This is a genomic window from Amycolatopsis sp. lyj-109 (genome assembly GCF_046548995.1).
In the GTDB taxonomy this organism is placed as follows: Bacteria; Actinomycetota; Actinomycetes; order Mycobacteriales; family Pseudonocardiaceae; genus Amycolatopsis.
In genome coordinates, this window is the sequence record NZ_JAJPWR010000007.1 from 48,558 (window position 1) to 68,129 (window position 19,572).

Below are 19,572 nucleotides of genomic sequence, written 5' to 3' on the forward strand. Positions count from 1 at the left end.
TGACATGAAGAGAAGGAGCAGCACCATGCCCGCCACCGGCCCCGACTTCATCTCGCTCCAGGCCCGCGACCTGGACGCTTCGCAGGCGTTCTACGAGCGGTACCTCGGCCTCGTCCGCTCACCGGCCGGACCTCCGCACGCCGTCGTCTTCGAGACGAAGCCGATCGCGTTCGCGCTCCGCGACATCGTTCCGGGCACCGATCTCGCCTCCGCGGCCCGGCCCGGCATCGGCGCCGCGATCTGGCTGCACGCCACCGACGTCCAGGCCATTCACGACGCTCTCGCCGCCGACGGCCACCCGATCGTCGCCGCCCCGATCGACGGCCCCTTCGGCCGGACGTTCACCTTCGCCGACCCCGACGGCTACCACGTCACGCTCCACGACCGCACCTGACCCGCGGTGGGCCGCCTACGGCTTCGAGCGCGCCTCGGCGTCGCCGGCGAGCACGAGGTAGGCGGCAGCGGTCCAGGTGTAGGCGCGGTCACGCAGGCCGTCCCCGGTCAACGCGTCGAAGTTCTCCGCGAACCCGGACTTTTCGCACACCGCGCGGAACCGGGCGCTGACGCGGTCGGCGAGCTCCGTCGCGCCGGCGCGCCGGAGGCCGTCCTCGATCAGCACGGTGACCGGCGCCCACACCGGGCCGCGCCAGTAGCCGTCCGCCTCGTAGAACGCGGACTCCGGCCGCTCGGTCGCCAGCCCGATCCCGGTGAGGTGCGCCTCCAGCCCGGCCACGACCTGGTCCCGGACCTCGGGCGGCAGGTGTTCGCCGAGCACGATCGGCATCAGTTCCAGGAGGCTCGCCCCGGACTGCGCCGCGCCGGTCGCGGCCGAGCGGCTGACGAACTTCGTGCCGTCCCACAGCTCGCCCAGCAGGGCCGCCAGCATGCTTTCGGCTTCGGCGTCCCACCGCCGGGCCGCATCGGGATCGCCCTGCTCGCCGGCCAGCCCGGCCAGTTCCTTCAGCTGCAGCACCAGGAACGCGGCGAGGTCGGGCGTCTGCACAAGCCGCCGCCGCGCGAACGGCGTCGCGTTGTCCCAGCCGCTGTCGTTCCCGTGCTCGTAGTGGGCGAACGGCCCGCCGGGCACGCGGCGGTGCTCGAGCCAGAACGTCGTCCACGCCGCCAGCTGCCGGTAGGCGAGCCCGGGTTCGGGCAGGCCACCGGGGAGGCGGCCGCGCAGGCGGCTCAGCGCCCAGCCGTGGATGGGCGGTTTGACGAAGTTGCGCAGCACCTCGGCGTGGGTGACCGAGTCGGGCAGCGCACCCCGGTCGTCCTGGTGGTCGAAGACGACCTGGACCTGGTGCCAGGCCAGCTCCGGCCGTCCCGGGGCGAGCGCCAGCGCGGTGAAGCAGTGGTCCCAGCTCCACACCTTGTCCATCCAGTGCTTCGACATCAGCACCGCCGGGCGGCCGACGAACCCGGCGGGCGCCACGATGGCCGACCAGAGCACGTAGCAGGCGAGCTCGGCCGCCGGCGTGCGCTCGCCGCGCCACGGCGCCACTGAATCGGTGAAAGCGGCGAACCCGGCCCGGGCGGTGGCGACCACGTCGTCGAAGGCAGCGGTCGCCGCGTACGGCTCGCGGGCGCCGGGGAGTTCCTCGATCGCCACCTCCCAGGCGTCGCCGCTGACGACGACGGCCCGCTCGGCGGTGCCGAGCGCTTCGGCGCCCACGTGCCGCACGTGTCCGGAAAGGACGGTGACGCGGTAGCGGTGCCCGGTTTCGTAGGAGGTGAAGACGGCGGAACCGTCGACCGGATCGGCGAAGAAGTAGGTGCCGGTGAACGGGGTCAGCGTGAGTTCGGCCGCGCGGATCCGCAAGGCCAGGCCGCGCCCGGCGATCCGGAGCGCGTCCGGCGTGGCGAACGCCGCGGTGATCCGCCGGTCGCCGGTCCCCCAGGTGAGCGCGGACGGCGTGGCAACGGCCGGGACGTCCGCCCGTTTCCCGCCCTCTTCGGGGATCAGCGCCAGGACGGCGTGCATCCCGTGGCGGTGGGACACCAGGTGCAGGTCGTCGGCGTAGGTGGCCTGGGCCACCACCGGGGAGACGTCGAACCACGATCCCGGGTGGCTGAAGGGAATCTCCCGCAGCGAAAATTCGCCCGTGGGCACAGAAGCGTCCTTTCCGAGAGAGGGGCTCAGTCCTTGACGGCGCCCGCGGTGACGCCGGCGGCGACGAACCGCTGCGCCAGCACGAGGAGCACGGCGGCGGGCACGGAAGCGACCACCGCCGTCGCCATGATGGAGTTCCACTCCTGGTTGTTGTTGCCGATGTAGCGGTAGATGCCCAGGGTCAGGGGCCGCATCGAGCCACCGCCGTCGAGCGTCGCCGCGAAGACGAAGTCCGACCAGGCCCACAGGAACGAGAACAGCCCCGCCGTCACCACCCCGTTGCGGCTCGCGGGCAGCACCACCGACCAGAACGCGCGCACCGGGCCCGCGCCGTCGATCGTGGCCGCCTGGACGAGCTCGTCCGGCACCGAAGTCATGAACGAGGTCAGGATGAGCACAGCGAACGGCACCGCGATCGTCGAATCGGCGAGGACCAGGCCCCAGGCGGTGTTGGTGATGCCCAGCGAGACGTAGATGCCGTAGAACCCCAGTGCCATGATGATGCCGGGGATCATCTGGGCGGCCAGCAGCACGAACCCCAGTGCCCGGTGCCCGCGCGGGCGGAGCTTGGCCAGCGCGTAGGCCGAAGGCGCGGCCAGGGCCAGGGTCAGCGCCACCGTGCCCAGCGCGACGACCATGCTGGTGGCGAAGTACGGGAGCTGCTCGCGCAGGACCCGCTCGTAGCCTTCGAACGTCGGCGCGGCGGGGAACCAGTCGGGCGGCGACTTGCGCATCCGCCCGGCCGGGGTCAAGGACACGTTGACCATCCAGTAGACGGGGAACAGCATGACGGCGGTGAGAAGCAACCCCACCGCGGTGCGCCAGCGGCGGATCACCCAGCGGCCGATCACACTGCCTCCTGCCTGCGCTGCGCCCGGATGTAGAGCAGCCCGGCGACCAGGGCCAGCAGGATGAGCACGTTGCCCACGGCCGCGCTGGGCCCGAACCGCGGCAGCATGCCGCCGAACCCGAGCTGGTAGGACCAGGTGGCCAGGGTGGTCGACGACCCGCCGGGTCCGCCCTTGGTCATGATCCAGATGACGTCGAACACCTTCAGCGTGTAAACCAGCCCCAGCAGCAGGGTGATCGCCGAAACTCCCCGCAGCAGCGGGAAGGTGACGTGCCGGAACCGCTGCCACGCCCCGGCGCCGTCGAGCGACGCCGCCTCGTACACCTCGGCCGGGATGTTCTGCAGGCCGCTGTGCAGCACGACGAGGTTGAACGGCACGCCGATCCAGATGTTGGCGATGATCACCGAGACCAGCGCCCACGACGGCGACGTCAGCCAGTCGATCCGGCCGGCGCCGAACCAGCCCAGCACGGAGTTGACCACGCCGGACTCGCTGTTGAGCAGCCACGCCCAGGTCGATCCGGAGACGATCAGCGGCAGCAGCCAGGGCACGAGGAACAGCGCGCGCAGCGTCGGGCCCAAGCGGAAGTTGCGGGCGAAGAACACCGCCATCGCCAGGCCGATGCCGTACTGGAAGAGCAGCGACGCGGCGGTGAAGACGAGCGTGTTGAGCAACGCCGTGCGGAAGGTCGGATCGGTGAACACTCCTGCGTAGTTGTCGAACCAGACCAGCGGTGCCCCGCCGTGCACGAAGGTGCGGACGGTGTAGTTGCGCAGGCTGAGATCGACGTTCGTCACCAGCGGATAGCCGTAGCACAGCAGCAGGTAGGCGACGAGCGGCGCGAGGAACGCCCACGCGAGCAGCTGCGGCCGCCGGCGTCCCGTCCGCCCGGGCGCTCGCGCGGCCGGACGGACGGTGACCGGTTCACGGATGTCCGGCACGAGCAGGCCTACTTCGCCGACGCGGCGGTCGCCTGCGCGGCCGCGAGCGCCGCCTCCGGGGCCTTCGCGCCGGTGAGCGCGGTCTGCACGGCGCCCCAGAGCGGTTCGGAGATCCGCGGGTACCGGGTGCCGAGGTTGTCGCCGGTGCGGCCCTTCGCGACCTTGACCGCGTCGACCCACACCTTCAGTTCCGGCTGGGCGGCGACCTGCTTCTCCTGCACGGACGGCACGGCGGAGACGTAGGTCAGCGCGGTGTCGGAGTCGAGGACGTTGGCCGGGCTGGTCAGGCAGGACGCGATCTTGCCCGCGGTCTTCTCGGCGTCCGGGCTGCTCTGAGCAGGCACGGTGACGAACTCGCCGCCGGTCGGTGCCGGGGCCGGTCCCCCGGTGCGCGCGGGGATCGGGAGGACGCCGTAGTCGAGGCCGGCCTTCTTCGCGTTCTGCAGCTGCCAGGTGCCGTTCTCGGCGAAGGCGTAGTCGCCCGTCGCGAACTCCTGCCAGCTGGTGGTCTGCGTGTTGCCGACCACCGAGTTCGGCGCGTACCCCTTGTCCAGCCAGGACTTCCACTGCGTGAGCGCCGAGACGGCGTCGGCCGAGGCGAGGTCGGTCAGGTTTGCGCCCGAGCCCCAGAACCACGGCAGGAACTGGAAACTGCCCTCTTCGGTGCCGATGGCGGAGAAGGTGATGCCCTTCTTGCCCGCGGCGTGCACCTTGGCCAGCGCCGCATCGAGACCCGCCCAATCCTTCACCGACGCCGGGTCGACGCCGGCCGCGGTCAGCACGGCCTTGTTGTAGTAGAGGGCGAGCGTGTTCGCCCCGATCGGGACGCCGTACACCTGACCCTTGACGTCACCGGCGGCGAGCAGGTTCGGGGCGACCTGCGCGGCGTCGAGGCCGGTGTCCGCATTGGACTTCAGCACCCCGCCCTCGGCCAGGGTCGAGACGACCGGGTTGTCGACCACGAGGACGTTCGGCGCGGTGTTCTGCTGGGCGGCGAGCAGCACCTTGTTGGTGAGGTCGGTCGTGTCGAACGCCTGCCGCGCGATCTTGACCCCGGCGTCGGCGCCGCACTTGTCGATCACCTTCGCCCACGCGGAAGTCGCGTCGAACTGCGGGTAGGGGTCCCAGACGGTGAAGGTGCCGCCGCCCGCGGTCGGGGCCGGGCCCGCGGAGCAGGCGGCCAGCGTCGTCGCGGCGACGGCCACCGACAGCAGCCGGATGAGGGGGTGACGCTTCATGGGGAGGTCCTTCCTGTCGGCACCTGTGACGACCTGGAGGCAGTCTCGGCATCATCGAACCGGTTCGATGCGGGAGGGCCGCGTCACCGTAAACCTCGAAGGCGCTCCTGCGCAATACTGCGTGTACTACGATCGAACCGGTTCTGAGCACCAGCGTCAGGAGTGGCATGAACATCGGGGAGATCGCGCGGCGCGCGGGCGTTTCACGCAGCACCGTGTCGTACGCGCTGAGCGGCAAACGCCCGGTTTCGGCCGCCACCGTGCAGCGCATCAACGACGTCATCGCTGAGCTCGGCTACCGGCCCAACGCCAGCGCCCGCGCACTGGCCGAAGGCCGCACGCGCACCCTGGGCCTGGTGGTGCCGCCGGCCAGCCGCCGCCTGACCGACGTCCAGCTGGGCTTCGTCGGCAGCGTCGTCGACGCGGCCGCCGCCCACGACCTCGACGTGCTGCTCTCCCCCAGCGGCGGCGACCACGACCGTTCGTTCGAGCGCATCGTGACCGGCCGGCGCGTCGACGGCGTGATCCTGATGGAGATCCTCCTCGAAGACCCCCGGGTCGAGCGGCTGAGCCAGGCGAGCCTGCCGTTCGTGACGATCGGCCACGTCGAGCACCCGGGAGCATCCTGGTGGGTCGACGTCGACTACGGCGCCCTGATCACGCGCTGCGTACACCACCTGGCGGACCTCGGCCACGAAGAGGTGGTGCTGATCAACCGTTCGGCCGAGCTGGTGGCGGCGGGCTACGGCCCAGCGCTGCGCTCGGCCACGGGCTTCCTCGACGCGACGGCGGCGCGCGGCCTGACGGCCCGAACGGTCTGCTGCGCCGACGAAGCGGCAGCGGGCCTGGCCTGCTTCGAGCAGATCCGGACCCAGTGGCCATCGGTGACGGCGGCGGTGACGATCAACGAAGCGGCCCTGCCGGGCGTCCAGCGCGCGTTGCACCGGGCCGGACTCGAGGTGCCTCGCGACTTTTCCCTGACGGGCGTGATCGCGGAGCGCCTGGCGGAGGACTTCCACCCCGCACTCACCGCGGCGGACGTGCCCGCCGTGGAACTGGGGCGGTTGGCGGTGGATCTGCTGCTGGCGCAGATCGCGGACAGGGACGCGGAGCCGCGGCACGCGTTGCTGGAGCCGCCGATCTCGCTGCGGTCCAGCACGGGCGCCCGGCCCCGCCAAACCTGACAGGCCGACCCTGGCTGGCGCTCGTGAGTGGTAATTAGGGTTCTAACCCTAATTACCACTCACGACAAGCCGCGGCAGACCGGCGGCGCCCGGCGACCCGTGGCGGCGCCCGGAGCTTCAGCGGGCGAACACCTTCAGGTCGATCGCATCACCGAGGAGCCGGTCGCCTGCCGCGTTCGGGTGGTAGCAGTCGGTCCGCCAGTCCGCGCGGATCACCGTCGGGTCCGCCGGGTCGCGCAGCACGGCGTCGAAGTCGAGCACCGCGTCGTACGTCCCGGACGTGCGGATCCACGCGTTGACCGCGAGCCGGGCCTGTTCCTTCGGGCTGCCGGCCGCGTTGCACATCGGCAGGACCGTCGCGCCGACGATCTTGCGGCCCGCCGCGTGCACCCGCCCGGCGATGGTGCGCATGGCGGCGATGACCTGCGTGGCCGGGGCCGGGGCCGCGTTGTCGCCGCCGCCGAGGTCGTTCGTCCCCTCCAGGAGCAGGACGTACCGCACGCCGGGCAGGGAGAGCACGTCCCGGTCGAGCCGGACCGGCGCGGGCGGGCCGCAGCACTGGCCGGTCGGGTCGTACGGGTTCGGCTGGACGCTGACGGTGTTGCCGCTGATGCCCGCGTTCGCCACCGAGAGCCGCCGCGACGGCGGGAGCGTCCCGATGCGCTCGGCGAGCACGTCGGTCCAGCGCGGACCGCCGCCGAAGGCGTTGTAGCCGTCGGTGATCGAGTCGCCGAGGGCGACGATCGTGCCGCGGGCGGGCGAGGCGGCGCTGATCGCGTCCGCCCACCACAGGACGCCGGGTGCGAAGGGCCCGTACGCACTCCCCGACTCGTCCGCGCCGGCGTCACCGGGGCCGGCCGAGGTGAACGACCCCGGCGTGTACTTCTCCGGCGGCGGGAAGGTGTGGTCGTTGACCGGCGCGCCCGGCGCGTAGATGCTCACCGCGACGTGGTCGCCACGCCGGACCGACAGCGGCAGCGGGTCGGTCCACGCGCTCCCGCCGGGCGGGATCGTCACGGCGTGCCGGAAGCCGAAGGTGGCCCGGCGGTTCGAACCCGGCACGAGCGCGGGCGAATTCGTCGACGGCTGCCGGCCGACCCACACCGACCGCACGGTCATCGCGGTGCTGCCGAACGGGTTGCTCAGCCGGACCCGCAGTGCCGCCCCGGTTGCGGTCACGGTGAGCACGTTGCGGATGGTGACGTCGGGCGCGGTGCCGTGCACGCCTTGGAGCGCGGACTCCGTCAGGGTCACCCATCCCGGTGGGGCACCGCCCGACGGCGCGGCTTCCGCGGTCGCCGGGCTCAACAGCGACGCGGAAACGGCCAGGAGCACGGCGGTTCGGCGGAGGCGCATCCGAGATGTCCTTTCGTCGGGGTACCGGTAGCTCAGGTTACGGCCGCCCGGCCGGCCGGGAAAGCGCTGTCACGCGCCCGGCCGACGGGCCGGGCGCGTGACTGCGGTTCGGATCAGGAAGCCCACGGTGAGCTGACGAGCCAGCTCACGTCGTCGCTGTAGGCATTGGCGCTGTCGAACGTGTTCGATCCGCCGTTGGCCGCGATGTAGACGATGTTGTCGTAGTGGCGGACGTAGCGGTCGGCGAAGTTGAGCGATCTGAGCGAGGCACCCTGGCCGTTGCGGCCGGCCTCCGGGCAGAACGTCGCGTCCTGGGCGAACAGCGAGCTGCCGTCGTTGGCCTGCAGGTACAGCCGGTAGTTCTGGTGCCGCAGGTACTGCCCGGCCACGTTCTTGGACTCGAACGACACGCACGAACCGCTGCCGAGTCCGGTCCGGACGGTCCAGGACGCGTTGCCCTTCTCCGTGGCGGAGCTGCCGGTGCCGATGACCGCGGTGTCCACAGTGGACCCCGTGTGGTGGATGTAGCGGTCGGTGCAGCAGGCGGTGGTGGCGCGCAGCGAGACGGACGTGCCCGGCGTCAGGCCGGTGCCCGCGGAACCGGTGGCGTAGCCGGCCGCGGTGATGTTGGCCTGCACGGCGTTTTCCGTGGCGTCCGAGGGATAACCGGACGTCAGCACGCCTTCGTAGAAGGTGCCGCGGGCGCCGACGCTGTTGTCGCCGCCGATGCCCAGGATGATGGCCCCTTCCTTCTTCATCGGGTTGTAGCCGGCCACGTTCGGGCGCACGCCGTCGTAGAACGTCGACACGCCGCCGGACTGGGCGTTGCCGCCGCGGATCGCCCACCGGTTCGGGCCACCCTTGACGATCGCCGTCAGGAAGCGGTGACTGATGCTCGGGTCATTGGCGTTGTAGCGCTGGTTCACCCCGGAGAACAGGCCGTTCTCCAGGTCGGCCATGATCCACGGCCCGTTGCCGGCGCCGTAGCCCCAGACGTTGTTGTTGCCGAAGTAGATGGCTTCCATCGTGCCGTTGCCGTTGTCGCGGCTGTTGCGTTCGGCGTTGCCGTAGTCGAAGCAGCAGCCACCGTTGTAGTGCGTGCCGTCGAAGATCGCGTACATGCCCTCCGGCTGGTCACCGGTCGCGACGCCGTTGGTGTTGTTGTTGCGGTATCCGGTTCCGGGCGCCACGTAGACGCCGTAAGCCTTGTGGCCGCCGACGGTGATGGGTGCCGCGGTGGCGTTGGCGAGGTTGTCGTACCCGCCCGCGGCCGGTCCCTGGAACCCGCCCGGCGGCGCCTGCGTGAGGCGGTTGTTCCGGCCGGACTGGTCGTAGATGACCGTGATCAGGCAGGTGGTTCCCGAGCAGAACGAATCCTGCGTCGCGGCATTGGCCACGCCGCCCGCGGCCAAGGGGGCGATGTCGCGGGTGGCGCTGTCGGACGCGCGCCGGACTTGGTACAGCGGACCGGTGTAGGCGCCGTACAGGGCCCGGGTCGTGGAATGCGCGGCGACACAAGGCGTGCCGCCGGACGCGTAGATGTCGCACGGTCCTTGGGTGGCCGCCTGGGACGTGCCGCCGCCGACGAGGAGGCCGGTGACGAGCGTGCCGGCGACGACCAGGGCCGGCGCGATGGCGCGTGAACGGGCATATCTCGGCTGTCGTGCCATGGGTGATCTCCCGCTGGGGTACGGAAATCGTCGAATCGACAGGTGCGCGGGCCGGCGACGTTGCCAACCTCCTCCTCGATCACCGACACGCAGGAACGGCACAAGCGGAGCGATTGTGAGCGCTAACATAACCCTCGGGTCGAGGGAGCGCAACGGTCAGTTTTCGCGCCGCCGCCGGACGCGGGAGCGCCGGATCCGTTGACTCCCTTGCCCTCCGAGGCGGTAAGAGTTCGGTAACCGCCGGACGGCAACGGCGGCCGATACCGTCGGACGATGCTTCGCTCACGATGGACCCGCGCCGCCGGCTACGCCGCGCCCGCACTGGTACTGGCCGGATTCGGCCTGACGCACCCGCTCGTGCTCGACCCGGCCAGTGCACCGTGGTGGACCACCCTGCACGTCGTCCTGCTGCCGGTGTTCCCCTTGCTCGCGGTGGCGCAGTGGCTGCTGCTCTCGTCCGCACCCGCGGCACTTCGCCGCCCGGGCCGGCTCGCGGCGTTCGGGTTCGCGGCGTTCTACGGCGGACTCGACGCCGTGGCCGGCATCGCCGCCGGAACCGTGGTGCACGCCGAGCACGCCGTCACCCCCGTCACCGGAGCGGTCTTCGGCATGGGTGACACCCTCGGCCAGGCTGGCGCGCTTTGCTTTCTCGCAGCCAATGTCGCGGTGGTCGCGACCGTCGCACGGGAAACGTCGTGGCGCGCGGTACCGGGCGCCGTACTGCTGCTGGCGGCGAGCATTTCCTTCTTCGACAGCCACATCTTCTGGCCACGCGGGGTGCTGACGATGCTCGGCATCGCGACGGGCATGTTCCTGCTGGGCGCGATCGCGAACCTCGCGCCCGCCCGGCCTTCAGCTCACTGACCCGGCTCCGGCGTCACGCGCCCGCGGCTTTTGCCGCGTCGTAGCGAATCTGGGCCTCGACGACGCCGGGCACGCTCGCCTCGAGGATTTCGATCAGCCCCAGCAGCCGCCGCGCGACCTCCTGACCGGCGGGCGTGAGGCTGTATTCGACGTGCGGCGGGATCGTCGGCCGCGCTTCCCGGTGCACGAAGCCGTCGCGCTCGAGCGCCTGCAGCGTCTGGGCGAGCATCTTCTCGCTGACCCCCTGCACCCGGCGGCGCAGGGCGTTGAACCGGAACACGCCGTCGTTGAGCGCGACGAGGGCGAGCGTGCCCCAGCGGCCCGTGACGTGCTCCAGCACGGTCCGCGACGCGCACGCGGCACTGAACACGTCGGCCACCAGTGCCTCGTGCTCGGCGTCAGCTTCTTCATCCACACCTCAATACTACCTAAAAGTTTGCACGATGGATGTGACGGCACTAACAATGAGTTGGTACTTTCTAAAAGTTAGTACATGCTTCAGGGAACAGGTACTTGAACCTTCAAGGAGTCGTCATGATCGTCGTCACCGGCGCCACCGGCCACCTCGGCAAGCTCGTCGTCGAAGGCCTGCTCGAGAAGCTGCCCGCCGACCAGATCGTCGCCGCGGTGCGTACCCCGGAGAAGGCCGCCGACCTGGCCGAACGCGGCGTCGAGGTCCGGCGCGCGGACTACGCCGACCCGGACAGCCTGGTCACCGCGTTCAAGGGGGCCGACAAGGTGCTGCTCGTCTCCAGCAGCGAGGTCGGCCAGCGCGCCGCTCAGCACCAGGCGGTCGTCGAGGCGGCCGAGCAGGCCGGCGTCGGGCACCTCGTCTACACCAGCGCGCCGCAGGCGACGACGTCCGCGCTCGTGCTGGCCCCGGAGCACAAGGCGACCGAGGAACTGATCCAGGCCTCCGGCCTGACCGCCACGATCCTGCGCAACAACTGGTACAACGAGAACTACGCCGACACGATCAAGCAGGCCGTCCAGACCGGCAGCTTCGCAGGCAGCGCCGGCGACGGCCGGGTCGCCAGCGCCACCCGCGCCGACTACGCCGCGGCCGCGGTCGCGGTGCTGACCGGCGAGGGCCACGAGGGCAAGGTCTACGAGCTCGCCGGGGACGTCACCTGGACGAACGCGGACCTCGCCGCCGAGATCGGCCAGGCCACCGGCCGCGAGATCACCTACGTCGACCTGCCGGCCGACGAGCACGCCAAGGTCCTCACCCAGGCCGGCCTGCCGGAGCCGGTTGCCGGCTTCCTCGTGGCCCTGGACGCCAACATCAAGGACGGCCTGCTCGCCGAGACCACGGACGACCTGCGCACCCTCATCGGCCGCCCGACCACGCCGATCGGCGTCACCGTGGCCGAGCTGGCGCGCTGACCACGCCACGGCGGGGAGTCCCCCGGGCGGGGCTCCCCGCCGGCGTCACCCCGGCCGGCCGGGGTGACGCTGCGAAACGCTGTTCTCCCGCAACGGCGGCTGCCACACCCGGGCTTCCGGCGACGCACCGTCGTCGCCCGGCTGGTCGAGCGGGTCGGTCCCGTTCTGCCAGCGAGCCCAGTGAGCCGCGCACATCCTCCGCCAGAGGGCCGGCTCGTCGCACTGGTACCGCCGGCAGGCCGGCACCCGCTCCTGGTGATCGCTCACGTATCGCTCCACTCGCCATCGAACGTTCCGCGTTCAACTATCACAGCGACGGTGGCGTTGTCGATCCTCGGCCCCCGCGGGCCGGGCCGTCCACGATCGCCGTGCTTAACCCTCCGCTAACCGGGAAAGCCCCCTGGACCGCCGGCCCCCGCCGGCGGCACCCCGGACGACGGAGGGAATTCTCGTGTTCCGTCACACGAAGCTGCTGCAGTTCGAAGCCAAACCCGAAAAGCCGGACGCCGTCTACGCCCGCAAACTCCAGGAACTCATCGGCGGCGCCTTCGGCGAAATGAGCGTCACGATGCAGTACCTGTTCCAGGGCTGGAACTGCCGCATCGAAGGCAAGTACAAAGACCTCCTCATGGACACCGCCACCGAAGAAATCGGCCACGTCGAAATGCTCGCCACCATGGTCGCCCGCCTGCTCGAAGGCGCCCCCGCCACCATGACCGCCGAAGCCGTCAAAGACCCCGTCATGGCCGCCACCCTCGGCGGCATGGACGTCCAGCAAGCCATCGTCGCCGGTGGCGGAGCCCTGCCGGCTGACAGCAACGGCTACCCCTGGAACGGCCGCTACATCGTCGCCTCCGGCAACCTGCTGGCCGACTTCCGCGCCAACGTCGCCGCCGAAGCCCAAGGCCGTCTCCAAACCGCCCGCCTCTACAACATGACCGACGACCCCGGCGTCAAGGCGATGCTCCAGTTCAACCTCGCTCGCGACACCGTCCACCAGAAGCAGTGGCTCGCCGCGATCGAAGAACTCAAGGCCGACGGCCTCGAAGAAGACATCGTCCCCAACGCCCTGCTCGACGAAGAAGACCAGACCCACAACCACACCATCTGGCACCTCTCCGACGGCCCCGACGGCGCCAAGGGCGCCAGCTGGACCACCGACGCCGGCATCGAATACCTGATGGACCCCGAACCCCTCGGCGGCCCCGGCACCGCACCCAAACCCGACCCCGCCCTCTACGGCACCTACGCGCCCCTGCAGGACGCCAAGGGCACGGCCAAGGGGAAGGCCAAGGAAGTCAAGAACAAGCTGACCTGACGCCCACCGGTGATCGGCGCGGGATCGTTGAACACACAGCGGTCCCGTGCCGGGTGCGTCCGGTGACGAGGGCGACGTCACGGTGTCCGGAGGGTTCCCGCTGGGTACCCCGGCCGGAGATCACTCGCACCTGTGGAGGCCCAGTGCAGCCTTGGCCCGGTTCCCCCTACCCGCTCGGGGCCGATTACGACGGCGTCGGCACCAACTTCGCGCTCTTCTCCGAGGTCGCCGACCGCGTCGACCTGTGCCTGTTCGCCCCGGACGGAACCGAGACCCGGATCCGGCTGCCGGAGGTCGACGGCTTCGTCCACCACGGCTACCTGACCGGCGTCGGCCCCGGCCAGGAGTACGGCTTCCGGGTCCACGGGCCGTACGACCCCGGCCGCGGGCTGCGCTGCAATCCCGCCAAGCTGCTGCTCGACCCGTACGCCAAGGCCGTCACCGGCCGGGTGGACTGGGACGAGTCCGTGTTCGGCTACCGCTTCGGCCGTCCCGAGGAGCGCAACGACGACGACTCGGCGGCGCACACCGTCCGCGCGGTCGTCGTCAACCCGTACTTCGACTGGGCCAACGACCGGCCGCCGAACGTGCCGTACAACGAGACCGTCATCTACGAAGCCCACGTCCGCGGGCTGACGCAGCTCCACCCGGACATCCCGGAGGAGCTGCGGGGGACGTACTCCGGGTTGGCGCACCCGGTGATGATCGAGTACCTCAAGACCCTCGGCGTCACGGCCGTCGAGCTGATGCCGGTCCACCAGTTCCTGCACGACCACGCCCTCACCGAGCGCGGCCTGGCCAACTACTGGGGGTACAACACCATCGCCTTCTTCGCGCCGCACAACGAATACGCGGCCTCGATCGCAACCACGACACCGGGCAGCGAGGTGCACGAGTTCAAGGCGATGGTGCGGGCGCTGCACGAGGCAGGCATCGAGGTCATCCTCGACGTCGTCTACAACCACACGGCCGAGGGCAACCACCTCGGGCCCACGCTGTCCATGCGCGGCATCGACAACCAGGCCTACTACCGGCTGGTCGAGAACGACCCGCAGTACTACATGGACTACACGGGCACCGGCAACTCGCTCAACGTGCGCCAGCCGCACACCCTGCAGCTCATCATGGACTCGCTGCGGTACTGGGTCACCGAAATGCACGTCGACGGCTTCCGGTTCGACCTCGCCGCCACGCTCGCCCGCGAGTTCTACGACGTCGACCGGCTGGCCACGTTCTTCGACCTGGTGCAGCAGGATCCGGTGGTGAGCCAGGTGAAACTGATCGCCGAGCCCTGGGACGTCGGCCCGGGCGGCTACCAGGTCGGCAACTTCCCGCCGCTGTGGACGGAGTGGAACGGCGCCTACCGCGACACCGTCCGCGACTTCTGGCGCGGCGAGCCGGCGACGCTGGGCGAGTTCGCCTCGCGGATCACGGGTTCGTCGGACCTCTACCAGAACGACGGCCGCCGGCCGTTCGCGTCGATCAACTTCGTCACCGCCCACGACGGCTTCACCCTGAACGACCTGGTGTCGTACAACGAAAAGCACAACGAGGCCAACGGCGAGGACGGCCGTGACGGCGCCGACGACAACCGGTCGTGGAACTGCGGCGAGGAGGGCCCGACCGAGGACGAGAAGGTCCTCGACCTCCGCGCCCGCCAGCGCCGGAACCTGATCGCCACGCTCCTGCTGTCCCAGGGCGTGCCGATGCTCCTGCACGGCGACGAGCTCGGCCGCACCCAGCAGGGCAACAACAACGCCTACTGCCAGGACAACGAGCTGTCCTGGGTGGACTGGTCGCAGCTGGAGCGCAACCGCGAGCTGTTCGAGTTCACCTCGGCGGTCGTGGACCTGCGCCACCGGCACCCGGTGTTCCGCCGCCGCCGGTTCTTCGCCGGCCGCCCGATCCGCCGCGGCGACGAACTGCGCGACATCGCCTGGTTCACCCCGGCCGGCGACGAGATGACCGACCAGGACTGGGAGGCCGGCTTCGGCCGCAGCATCATGGTCTTCCTCAACGGAACGGCGATCCCGGACCTCGACGCCCGCGGCGAGCGCGTGGTGGACGACTCGTTCCTGCTCTGCTTCAACGCCCACGACGACGACATCACGATGACCGTCCCCGACGGCGAATACGGCAAGGAGTGGGCGATCGTGCTGGATTCGGCGACGGGCGAGGTGTTCCACCGGTCCATCGGCGGTGTCCTGGTCGGCGGCGTGGCGGGCGACCAGCCGGCCACGCCGCGCACGGTGCCGGGCCAGGGAACGCTGGTCGTCGCCGGCCGCTCCCTGACGGTGTTGCTGCGCACCCAGGACCAGGCCACCTGACCTCCGGCCCCACCCGGCGAAAGTTCGTGAAGGCCACCTTGAGGAACTTGTAGTTCCTCAAGGTGGCCTTCACGAACATCCGCGGCAGGGGTCAGCCGAGGCCGGGACCCCGGTTGGCGTGCGGTCCGGGGCCGGTGCGGCCCGCGCGGGCGGTCAGCAGGCCGAGGGCGATCATGCCGGCGCCCAGTACCAGGTGCAGCCAGTTGTCGGCGGTGTTGACCGGCACGAAGTTCGCGTCACTGCCGTGGTCGATGAGCAGCCCGTAAAGCCAGAGCACCAGGTAGACGGCGCCGCCGGCGATGAGGAACAGCCGGGCGCCGCGCGGGGTACGGGCCGAGGCGAGACCCACGACGCCGAACAGCAGGTGGACGATGTTGTGCAGCACCGAGACCATGAACAGGCCCAGCAGCATCGCCATCGAGTCGTGGCCGGCGAAGCTCAGCTGGTCGTAGTCCGTCGTGATGCCCGGGACGAAGCCGAGCACGCCGACCAGCAGGAAGACGACCGCAACGACCGCGGCGGCGACCTGCACGGGTGTCCGGGTGCGGGTGGGAGAGGCGGTGGACATGGCGGTTCCTTTCGGTGATCGCGCCGCGGCCGGACCCGGGGTCAGGGTCCGGCCGCTGGGCGGCGCTACGCCGGACGGCATACCCGTCCGGAAGGGCACCAATCCCCGATCGGGTCTCACTCCGGTTGCGGACGCCGCCGTTCCGGCCGACTGGGCCGGATGGCTGATTTCCGGAAACCGGCGCCGCGCGCGTGTATCCGCCCCCGGGCCGGGGTACGCGCGCGGGACGAACCCGATTTTCCCCGGCGGCAGCAGGTGGGAGCCCGATGACCGACACGGTGACACGCCCGGCCCCGATCCCCCACCGGCCGGTGTGGCGGGGGCAGCGCGGCGCGACGATCCTCAAGACGATCCGCACCACCGACCACAAGACCATCGGTGTGCTGTACCTGACGACGTCGTTCGCGTTCTTCCTGATCGGCGGCCTGACCGCGTTGCTCATGCGGGGCGAGCTGGCCCGGCCGGGCCTGCAGTTCCTGTCGCCGGAGCAGTACAACCAGCTGTTCACCATGCACGGCACGATCATGCTGCTGCTCTACGCCACCCCGAACCTGTTCGGGTTCGCCAATTTCGTCCTGCCGCTGCAGATCGGCTCGCCGGACGTGGCGTTCCCCCGGCTCAACGCGTTCTCCTACTGGCTGTACCTGTTCGGCGGCACGATCGTCCTGTCCGCCTACGCCACGCCCGGCGGCCCACCCGACTTCGGCTGGACGGCCTACACACCGCTGTCCAACGCCATCCACTCCCCCGGCATCGGCGGCGACCTGTGGATCACCGGCCTGATCGTCACCGGTCTCGGCACGATCCTCGGCGCGGTCAACATGATCACCACCGTCGTGTGCCTGCGCTGTCCCGGGATGCTCATGTGGCGGATGCCGATCTTCACCTGGAACATCCTGTTCACCTCGGTGCTGATCCTGCTCGCGTTCCCGATCCTGACGGCGGCGCTGTTCGGGCTGCTGGCCGATCGGCATCTCGGCTCGCACGTGTTCGACCCGGAGAACGGCGGCGCGATCCTGTGGCAGCACCTGTTCTGGTTCTTCGGCCATCCCGAGGTCTACGTGGTCGCGTTGCCCTACTTCGGGATCGTCACCGAGATCATCCCGGTGTTCAGCCGGAAACCGTTGTTCGGCTACAAGACCATGGTGTTCGCGACGCTCGGCATCACGGCGTTGTCGGTGGCGGTGTGGGCCCACCACATGTTCGCCACCGGCGCCGTGCTGCTGCCGTTCTTCTCGATCATGACGTTCTTCATCGCGGTGCCGACCGGGATCAAGTTCTTCAACTGGATCGGCACCATGTGGAAGGGGCAGCTGACGTTCGAGTCGCCGATGTTGTGGTCGGTCGGCTTCCTCGTCACCTTCCTGCTGGGCGGGCTGACCGGGATCATCCTCGCCTCGCCACCGCTGGACTTCCACGTCCACGACAGTTACTTCGTCGTCGCCCACTTCCACTACGTGCTCTTCGGCACCATCGTTTTCGCGACCTTCGCCGGCATCTACTTCTGGTTCCCGAAGATCACCGGCCGGATGCTCGACGAGCGGCTGGCGAAGTGGCACTTCTGGACGACGTTCATCGGCTTCCACACGACGTTCCTCGTCCAGCACTGGCTCGGCGACGCGGGCATGCCGCGCCGCTACGCCGACTACCTGTCGAGCGACAACTTCACCTGGATGCACATGGTGTCCACGGTCGGCGCGTTCCTGCTGGGCCTGTCGGTGCTGCCGTTCATCTGGAACGTGTTCAAGAGCTACCGGTACGGCGAGCCGATCGACGTCGACGACCCGTGGGGCTTCGGCAACTCGCTCGAATGGGCCACGACGAGCCCGCCGCCCCGGCACAACTTCCTCGAGCTGCCCCGCATCCGCTCGGAGCGCCCCGCCTTCGAGCTGCACTACCCGCACATGGTCGAGCGGATGCGCGCCGAAGGCCACCTCACCCGCGGGCACCCCGGCGGCAAGGCATCGCCGTTCGAGGTCGCCGCGGGCGCCACCCAGCCCGACGAGCAAGGCGAAAGTGACGACCCCCGCGGCCGCTGACCCGGGCCCGCCGCTGCGGGCGTGGGAACGGCGGCGGCTGCGCGGGATCGAGCGGGGCCTGCGAGCCCGCGCCCGGTCACGGCTGCTGCTGTGCCTGTGCCTGGACGCCGTCGCACTGGCGTTGCTGGCGGCCGGGATCTTCCTGGCGCTGCCGTGGCTGTTCGCCGGCTGCGTCGCCGTCAACCTCGCGGTGTGCGCGCACCTGGAGCGCTGAGTCAGAGGATCGGCACGCCGCCCGTCACCGCGATGCGGGCACCGGAGACGTAACTGCCGTCGTCGGAGGCCAGCAGCACGTACACCGGCGCCAGCTCGGCCGGCTGGCCGGCGCGGCCCAGCGGCACCTGCTCGCCGAAGGACTTCACCTGCTCCTCCGGCATGGTGGCCGGGATCAGCGGCGTCCAGATCGGCCCCGGCGCGACGCTGTTGGCCCGGATCCCCTTCGGCCCCAGCAGCTGCGCCAGGGCGGCGGTCATGTTGGCGATGCCCGCCTTCGTCACGTCGTAGGGCAGCAGCTGCGGGGTCGGGTTGTCGGAGTTCACCGACGAGCTCCCGATGATCGACGCCCCGGGCTTCATGTGCGGCACCGCCGCCTTGGCGAGGTGGAAGAACGCGCTCAGGTTGATGGCGAGGGTGCGGTCCCACTCCTCGTCCGGGATCTCGTCCAGGGTGTCGTGGCTCATCTGGAAGGCGGCGTTGTTCACCAGGACGTCGATCCGGCCGAACTCCTCGACGGTGCGCGCGACCAGGGCCCGGCAGTGCGCCGGATCGGCGACGTCACCGGGCACGACGACGGCCTTGCGCCCGGCCTCCTCGACCCAGCGCCGCGTCTCCTCGGCGTCTTCGTGCTCGTCCAGGTAGGAGATCAGCACGTCGGCGCCTTCCCGCGCGTACGCGATCGCCACCGCGCGGCCGATCCCGCTGTCCGCCCCGGTGATGAGCGCCGCCTTGCCGGTCAGCTTGCCGGAGCCGCGGTAAGTGTGCTCGCCGTGGTCGGGCCGCGGCGTCATCGCGGCGGTGGTCCCGGGCGGGGTCTGCTGCTGGGCGGGCTGCTGGGACACGGTGGCTCCTCCGGTACGGGCGGGCATCTCTCCCTGCGTGTTCCCGGCACCCGGAGAATCATTCCGTCATCTTGACGACGACTTCCCACTTGTCATCGTTTGGATGACGTGTTAGAACAGTAGTGCGTGTTGACGGCCACCGCCGAAGCCCAGAAGGAGGACACCGATGTTGATGCGCACCGACCCGTTCCGCGAGCTGGACCGCCTCACCCAGCAGGCCCTCGGCACCGCCGGAACCTGGTCGAAGCCGGCCGCGATGCCGATGGACGCCTACCGCGCCGGCGACGAGTTCGTGGTCTGCTTCGACCTGCCGGGCGTCGCTCCGGACGCCATCGAGCTCGACATCGAGCGCAACGTGCTGACGGTCAAGGCCGAGCGCCGCCCGCTCCCCGGCGGGGACAACGTGGAGATGCAGGTGTCCGAGCGGCCGCTGGGCATGTTCTCGCGTCAGCTGTTCCTCGGCGACAGCCTCGACACCGACCGCATCGCCGCCGACTACGAGGCCGGCGTGCTGACCCTGCGCATCCCGGTCGCCGAGAAGGCCAAGCCACGGCGCATCGAGATCAGCGGCGACCGGTCCGGCCGGAAGGAAATCCAGGCCTGACGGACAGAAGCCGGGCCGCCGCCGATGTCGCGAATGACTCATTCGGGACGTCCGAGGT

At 70.3% G+C, this 19,572-nt stretch carries 19 protein-coding genes; 9 read left to right on the forward strand and 10 right to left on the reverse strand.

Annotated features, from left to right (window positions below; genetic code table 11):
* The first annotated feature begins 25 nt into the window (after positions 1 to 25).
* The gene (locus ACLJQF_RS17075) at positions 26 to 394 is read left to right on the forward strand and encodes a VOC family protein (RefSeq protein ID WP_410609775.1); all 369 of its coding nucleotides are present in this window, start codon (positions 26 to 28) and stop codon (positions 392 to 394) included.
* 15 nt (positions 395 to 409) lie between these two features.
* Here the strand turns inward: ACLJQF_RS17075 and ACLJQF_RS17080 are convergent, their stop codons facing one another.
* Genes ACLJQF_RS17080 through ACLJQF_RS17095 form a run of 4 tightly spaced genes read right to left on the reverse strand, consistent with a single transcriptional unit; the run spans position 410 to position 5,140 of the window.
* Positions 410 to 2,110, reverse strand: coding sequence for an amylo-alpha-1,6-glucosidase (locus ACLJQF_RS17080; RefSeq protein ID WP_410609777.1), 1,701 nt, complete (start codon positions 2,108 to 2,110; stop codon positions 410 to 412).
* A 26-nt stretch (positions 2,111 to 2,136) separates the two neighbouring features.
* Entirely contained in the window at positions 2,137 to 2,946 is an 810-nt protein-coding gene (locus tag ACLJQF_RS17085; protein WP_410610331.1) for a carbohydrate ABC transporter permease, read from the reverse strand.
* 11 nt (positions 2,947 to 2,957) lie between these two features.
* The gene (locus ACLJQF_RS17090) at positions 2,958 to 3,902 is read right to left on the reverse strand and encodes a carbohydrate ABC transporter permease (protein WP_410609779.1); all 945 of its coding nucleotides are present in this window, start codon (positions 3,900 to 3,902) and stop codon (positions 2,958 to 2,960) included.
* An 8-nt stretch (positions 3,903 to 3,910) separates the two neighbouring features.
* Positions 3,911 to 5,140: an extracellular solute-binding protein gene (locus ACLJQF_RS17095; protein WP_410609782.1), complete on the reverse strand. Its 1,230-nt coding sequence runs from the start codon at positions 5,138 to 5,140 to the stop codon at positions 3,911 to 3,913.
* Positions 5,141 to 5,307: 167 nt separating this feature from the next.
* Between ACLJQF_RS17095 and ACLJQF_RS17100 the strand changes: the two genes are divergently transcribed.
* Positions 5,308 to 6,324 (forward strand): LacI family DNA-binding transcriptional regulator, encoded by a 1,017-nt coding sequence (locus ACLJQF_RS17100; RefSeq protein ID WP_410609784.1) that lies wholly within the window; start codon positions 5,308 to 5,310, stop codon positions 6,322 to 6,324.
* A gap of 117 nt (positions 6,325 to 6,441) precedes the next feature.
* Here ACLJQF_RS17100 and ACLJQF_RS17105 read toward each other — a convergent pair whose 3' ends face one another.
* Positions 6,442 to 7,680, reverse strand: coding sequence for a GDSL-type esterase/lipase family protein (locus ACLJQF_RS17105; RefSeq protein ID WP_410609785.1), 1,239 nt, complete (start codon positions 7,678 to 7,680; stop codon positions 6,442 to 6,444).
* A gap of 113 nt (positions 7,681 to 7,793) precedes the next feature.
* Entirely contained in the window at positions 7,794 to 9,350 is a 1,557-nt protein-coding gene (locus ACLJQF_RS17110; protein ID WP_410609786.1) for an alpha-L-arabinofuranosidase B, read from the reverse strand.
* 273 nt (positions 9,351 to 9,623) lie between these two features.
* Between ACLJQF_RS17110 and ACLJQF_RS17115 the strand changes: the two genes are divergently transcribed.
* The gene (locus ACLJQF_RS17115) at positions 9,624 to 10,214 is read left to right on the forward strand and encodes a hypothetical protein (RefSeq protein ID WP_410609787.1); all 591 of its coding nucleotides are present in this window, start codon (positions 9,624 to 9,626) and stop codon (positions 10,212 to 10,214) included.
* 13 nt (positions 10,215 to 10,227) lie between these two features.
* On the opposite strand, the gene ACLJQF_RS17120 is transcribed toward ACLJQF_RS17115, so the two are convergent.
* Entirely contained in the window at positions 10,228 to 10,629 is a 402-nt protein-coding gene (locus tag ACLJQF_RS17120) for a winged helix-turn-helix transcriptional regulator (RefSeq protein WP_410609789.1), read from the reverse strand.
* 119 nt (positions 10,630 to 10,748) lie between these two features.
* Here ACLJQF_RS17120 and ACLJQF_RS17125 point away from each other — a divergent pair, with 119 nt between their 5' ends.
* Positions 10,749 to 11,600, forward strand: a complete 852-nt coding sequence (locus ACLJQF_RS17125; protein ID WP_410609791.1) for an SDR family oxidoreductase — start codon at positions 10,749 to 10,751, stop codon at positions 11,598 to 11,600.
* Positions 11,601 to 11,645: 45 nt separating this feature from the next.
* Here ACLJQF_RS17125 and ACLJQF_RS17130 read toward each other — a convergent pair whose 3' ends face one another.
* Positions 11,646 to 11,867, reverse strand: coding sequence for a hypothetical protein (locus ACLJQF_RS17130; protein WP_410609792.1), 222 nt, complete (start codon positions 11,865 to 11,867; stop codon positions 11,646 to 11,648).
* 184 nt (positions 11,868 to 12,051) lie between these two features.
* On the opposite strand from ACLJQF_RS17130, the gene ACLJQF_RS17135 reads away from it, so the two are divergent.
* Positions 12,052 to 12,918 carry a manganese catalase family protein gene (locus tag ACLJQF_RS17135; protein WP_410609793.1) on the forward strand — a complete coding sequence of 289 codons (867 nt, stop codon included), beginning with the start codon at positions 12,052 to 12,054 and terminating at the stop codon, positions 12,916 to 12,918.
* 143 nt (positions 12,919 to 13,061) lie between these two features.
* Positions 13,062 to 15,245, forward strand: coding sequence for a glycogen debranching protein GlgX (gene glgX, locus ACLJQF_RS17140; RefSeq protein WP_410609795.1), 2,184 nt, complete (start codon positions 13,062 to 13,064; stop codon positions 15,243 to 15,245).
* 91 nt (positions 15,246 to 15,336) lie between these two features.
* Here the strand turns inward: glgX and ACLJQF_RS17145 are convergent, their stop codons facing one another.
* Entirely contained in the window at positions 15,337 to 15,813 is a 477-nt protein-coding gene (locus tag ACLJQF_RS17145; protein WP_410609796.1) for a DUF4383 domain-containing protein, read from the reverse strand.
* A 266-nt stretch (positions 15,814 to 16,079) separates the two neighbouring features.
* Here ACLJQF_RS17145 and ctaD point away from each other — a divergent pair, with 266 nt between their 5' ends.
* Together ctaD and ACLJQF_RS17155 are read left to right on the forward strand one after the other, a co-directional pair.
* Complete coding sequence (ctaD, locus tag ACLJQF_RS17150) at positions 16,080 to 17,852, forward strand: cytochrome c oxidase subunit I (RefSeq protein ID WP_410609798.1); 1,773 nt, start codon at positions 16,080 to 16,082, stop codon at positions 17,850 to 17,852.
* Complete coding sequence (locus tag ACLJQF_RS17155; RefSeq protein ID WP_410609799.1) at positions 17,830 to 18,066, forward strand: hypothetical protein; 237 nt, start codon at positions 17,830 to 17,832, stop codon at positions 18,064 to 18,066. The genes ctaD and ACLJQF_RS17155 overlap by 23 nt, the downstream gene beginning before the upstream one ends.
* Position 18,067: 1 nt before the next feature.
* Here the strand turns inward: ACLJQF_RS17155 and ACLJQF_RS17160 are convergent, their stop codons facing one another.
* Positions 18,068 to 18,910, reverse strand: coding sequence for an SDR family oxidoreductase (locus tag ACLJQF_RS17160; RefSeq protein ID WP_410609801.1), 843 nt, complete (start codon positions 18,908 to 18,910; stop codon positions 18,068 to 18,070).
* A 166-nt stretch (positions 18,911 to 19,076) separates the two neighbouring features.
* On the opposite strand from ACLJQF_RS17160, the gene ACLJQF_RS17165 reads away from it, so the two are divergent.
* Positions 19,077 to 19,514, forward strand: coding sequence for an Hsp20/alpha crystallin family protein (locus ACLJQF_RS17165; RefSeq protein ID WP_410609802.1), 438 nt, complete (start codon positions 19,077 to 19,079; stop codon positions 19,512 to 19,514).
* The last annotated feature ends 58 nt before the right edge of the window (positions 19,515 to 19,572 follow it).

Excerpts from the sequence above, each read along its gene's own strand:
- ACLJQF_RS17075 (WP_410609775.1), top strand. The coding sequence starts at position 26 with ATGCCCGCCACCGGCCCCGACTTCATCTCGCTCCAGGCCCGCGACCTG.
- ACLJQF_RS17095 (WP_410609782.1), bottom strand. The coding sequence starts at position 5,140 with ATGAAGCGTCACCCCCTCATCCGGCTGCTGTCGGTGGCCGTCGCCGCG.
- ACLJQF_RS17100 (WP_410609784.1), top strand. The coding sequence starts at position 5,308 with ATGAACATCGGGGAGATCGCGCGGCGCGCGGGCGTTTCACGCAGCACC.
- ACLJQF_RS17105 (WP_410609785.1), bottom strand. The coding sequence starts at position 7,680 with ATGCGCCTCCGCCGAACCGCCGTGCTCCTGGCCGTTTCCGCGTCGCTG.
- ACLJQF_RS17110 (WP_410609786.1), bottom strand. The coding sequence starts at position 9,350 with ATGGCACGACAGCCGAGATATGCCCGTTCACGCGCCATCGCGCCGGCC.
- ACLJQF_RS17115 (WP_410609787.1), top strand. The coding sequence starts at position 9,624 with ATGCTTCGCTCACGATGGACCCGCGCCGCCGGCTACGCCGCGCCCGCA.
- ACLJQF_RS17125 (WP_410609791.1), top strand. The coding sequence starts at position 10,749 with ATGATCGTCGTCACCGGCGCCACCGGCCACCTCGGCAAGCTCGTCGTC.
- ACLJQF_RS17145 (WP_410609796.1), bottom strand. The coding sequence starts at position 15,813 with ATGTCCACCGCCTCTCCCACCCGCACCCGGACACCCGTGCAGGTCGCC.
- ctaD (WP_410609798.1), top strand. The coding sequence starts at position 16,080 with ATGACCGACACGGTGACACGCCCGGCCCCGATCCCCCACCGGCCGGTG.
- ACLJQF_RS17165 (WP_410609802.1), top strand. The coding sequence starts at position 19,077 with ATGTTGATGCGCACCGACCCGTTCCGCGAGCTGGACCGCCTCACCCAG.